This window comes from Halohasta sp. A2, assembly GCF_056175805.1.
In genome coordinates, this window is the sequence record NZ_JAQFWV010000135.1 from 1 (window position 1) to 3,221 (window position 3,221).

3 protein-coding genes and 2 pseudogenes are annotated in these 3,221 nt (G+C 49.6%); 2 read left to right on the plus strand and 3 right to left on the minus strand.

Features of this window, described 5'->3' with window-relative positions:
• Positions 1-981 precede the first annotated feature (981 nt).
• Entirely contained in the window at positions 982-1,227 is a 246-nt protein-coding gene (locus O2S87_RS18280; RefSeq protein WP_475410160.1) for a DUF7861 family protein, read from the minus strand.
• Positions 1,228-1,347: 120 nt separating this feature from the next.
• On the opposite strand from O2S87_RS18280, the gene O2S87_RS18285 reads away from it, so the two are divergent.
• Entirely contained in the window at positions 1,348-1,680 is a 333-nt protein-coding gene (locus O2S87_RS18285; protein WP_475410161.1) for a hypothetical protein, read from the plus strand.
• Positions 1,681-1,741: 61 nt separating this feature from the next.
• Here O2S87_RS18285 and O2S87_RS18290 read toward each other — a convergent pair whose 3' ends face one another.
• The gene (locus O2S87_RS18290; protein ID WP_475410162.1) at positions 1,742-2,191 is read right to left on the minus strand and encodes a Mut7-C RNAse domain-containing protein; all 450 of its coding nucleotides are present in this window, start codon (positions 2,189-2,191) and stop codon (positions 1,742-1,744) included.
• 274 nt (positions 2,192-2,465) lie between these two features.
• Here O2S87_RS18290 and O2S87_RS18295 point away from each other — a divergent pair.
• A pseudogene (locus O2S87_RS18295) lies at positions 2,466-2,672 on the plus strand (hypothetical protein); the annotation flags it as partial.
• Between the two features lie 215 nt (positions 2,673-2,887).
• Here the strand turns inward: O2S87_RS18295 and O2S87_RS18300 are convergent.
• A pseudogene (locus O2S87_RS18300) lies at positions 2,888-3,097 on the minus strand (DUF6788 family protein); the annotation flags it as partial.
• Between the last annotated feature and the right edge of the window lie 124 nt (positions 3,098-3,221).

A 3,221-nucleotide genomic window follows, 5' to 3' on the forward strand; every position in this document is an offset into this window, starting at 1 on the left:
GCTAACGGTCAACCGCACGTCGATTGTGGCGTGCATGGGACACCTCTCGGAGTGGACACCAGAGGCGTCCCTTTCCTCAAGGGAGTCAGTTGCTACTGAACTCTAGAGGACTTTGCAACACGACCAATCAATTGCCAATACGGCTCTATGCATGCCAGTAGTTGTGGCATGGGATCTCTATCTATTGTGCATTATTTATAACCTCATAATTGTTCAACTCCGGATGATGAGTACACTCGTGTGTAAATATCGAATATAACCGTTTGAAGGCGTATGAATGGTGATTTGTATTACTTGATGACGACCTAAATACTGGCTTGTACGTTACCAGTACTGCTAATACACACGTATATACGTCGATTAAGATATATTAGATTATAATTACACACGTGTGTACACCCATCTTGATGGACAAAAAAGCTCATCAACGTATAATTATGTACAACACACCCCAAATGAAAAGTGTTTGAAATCATAGTTGAGTGTGACCATGATCTGTCTTGACTTCGAATTTTTTTGAACAGACGATCCATTATGGTACCGAAAACTGTCATCTGAGTCGCGAATATGTCTGTCCCATTGGAAAATTTGGGACACCACTATATCAGTCCTAATATTTGCGTCAGCAATCAGTCTCTCGCCGAGCCCACAGCGTTTAGAAAAACGAACTCTGCAATGAGGAGTGTAAACGGCTTGTAGCACTGCTGCAACGTCAATCTTCACAACTGCGTACCCCGAGGCTGGCGAGTTAGACGGACACATGCTCTCACCCGACACCCGGGATGTCTTGTCGGATCTCTTCGACCAGGCCGCTTGAAGACACCCAGTTGACGCCGTGAAGATATTTCCAGTAGGATTCAGTTACCGACTCTCTGAAACAGGCCCGGCAGCTTGGAAAAACCGGTCACTCACGCTGTATTATATTTATTGTTTGAACAGCCAGACGACAGATATATTCCACACAAACTCTCTCCGGCTGTCTCAGCCACCGTGTTTCCGGTACCAGACCCGCTCACCAACTGGTGACTCCTCGTCACCGATATCCAGTCGACTCAGAAATAGATCTCGAATCGCCAGTGTAACAACCAACTCCACTGGTTCGTTGTCCTCACCAAGGACCGTGACGACACAGTGGCCATCTCGCTGGTCGACTGCGTCGATAGTCCCGGTCGACCAGCGCTCGATATCGTGTGTTGGTTTCCGGGCATGAAGGCGATCGTGGTTCATGTAGGTGTATAAGTTCGTGGACGTTGTGTACGTTTCGTGTACCATGCTACGTTCGACCGGTGATTCCCTCCATTGAACCGGAACCTGGTATTATTGAACAAACCGAGTAATCACTATACGATGAACCACATCCCCGACGAGATTCTCGAGGCCATCGACGAGTTCGGAGAAGGTCTGTTGCTTGGGGATGTCGAACCGATGAGCGGGAAACTCAAAAGCGACCTGTGGGTAGAGATTATTCCAGACACCGACTCGACTGCCGTTTGTCGATACAAAACAGTCCATACGCAGTCACCGCCAACAATCCGAGACCGTGGGTCGTTCATGACGACAATTATCGATGGCGTCGACACTCGGTTACGAAAGTGGGGCATCGAACCACCCGCGGCGTACACATACGCCAATACGTTAGATGACACCCACCATTACGAGGGCACGTTACAGCTACTGTGAGTGATCGAATATGTCGACGGTTTGGTCGCTCCAGTGTAGCTCTCGCGAGAAGAGGGTGTAATTATACGTCGATCGTAGAAATGATCTCTTGGACACGCTCCCAGTGACTTCCCTTCCAGAAGTATTGGTCACACTCCTTGCACTGCCAGATGTGGCTCACAGTGTCGGGAGCGTGTTCTGGCCGCTGTTCGAGGTCTATATTCTTGACACGGCCGTTGCAGACGCTACAGCGTTCGGGATGAGTCGGTAGTTCGATTGGGATGCCATGATCGTGGAGTTCGGCGAGTTGATTCTCAATTTCCCGAGACGTAAGAAGGATCGCGTTGTCAGTTTGACTGGCGAGTTCCCGGTCACGAGTGACTAACGTTCGGCCAGTTGAGGCTACCCGCTCAGAAATCACGTCGTCAGCTTCGATCTCTTCTTCCTGTGTATAGAGTGTATCGTACCCACACATTCGTAGGTACGTGACGAGTTTCCCGAGCATCATATCGAGGAGGAACCGGTGGGTCATGTCGAGGAATAAGCGATGGAATCAGATTAACCGCTTGGAGAGCCTACACGCCAGCACAGTTAACCAACAAAAACGGCGTTGTTGGGTAACTCGGTTGCACACAGCGGTACGGATTCCGGAAATGCTCGTCGAATAAGTAGAAACCCGAAGATAGAACTGGGTTCGACATCCTCCAATACGACTCCTGAAACATGGAAACAGCGCGCTTCGAGTTATTGCATTCTTTGTCGACCAGCTAGGTATGTTTGAGAAATCAGGGCCGACAGCGCAATCGTCAGCCAGGCGTCGTGAGCAACAGCAAGAAGAGCCCAACCAAGAGCAACTCGCCGAACTCGAAGGACGGTCGGGAGCACTCAAGTGGATCCTCGTCGCCTGCTTCGGGTATCAGGGGTTCAGTAACGCGAAATTTGGACGGATCGAATGCCACGAGGCAATCAATGCCTTTGCTCGCGAGATCGCGTTGCTCTTGTTCACGAGGATGTCGAAACGTATGATCGGTCGTACTACGAGACGAAACTCATTCGAGCTGTCGAAAGTGTCCTCTCACCGCTTGGGTGGGATCGAACAGACATTCGACGGGAACTCACAGAGACACAAGAAATGGATCTACTGGAATATGTAAGAATTGAATAGGAAGGAGTTACTTTCATCACCCCGGTGAAGTGTGAAGCACCATTGTATTGATGATCGACGCTGCTATTCTTCGGAGTCGACTGGCCCTTTGTACTTCGATTTCACACGATCGCCGTCTCGCCACTGCCAGTAGTAGTAGCGATTATCGTTGATTTCTTTGACCGTGATCGTTGCCCTCGATGGAACATCATCGGGGAGATCTTCAGGGCGTTCTTTAATTTCATCATCATTCGCTTCTTCCTCAAGACGTTCCTCTCGTTCTCTATACTCACTCGGCTCTGCACGTTTAAGTAGGCCCCAACTATACACCGTATTGACAGCAAATGCTGCCGATCACGGACTTCCTATCGTGTACTGATCCGCTGGACGACTTCGACTCGCTGTCATATCACCAGAC

Excerpts from the sequence above, each read along its gene's own strand:
- O2S87_RS18280 (WP_475410160.1), bottom strand. The coding sequence starts at position 1,227 with ATGAACCACGATCGCCTTCATGCCCGGAAACCAACACACGATATCGAG.
- O2S87_RS18290 (WP_475410162.1), bottom strand. The coding sequence starts at position 2,191 with ATGACCCACCGGTTCCTCCTCGATATGATGCTCGGGAAACTCGTCACG.
- O2S87_RS18285 (WP_475410161.1), top strand. The coding sequence starts at position 1,348 with ATGAACCACATCCCCGACGAGATTCTCGAGGCCATCGACGAGTTCGGA.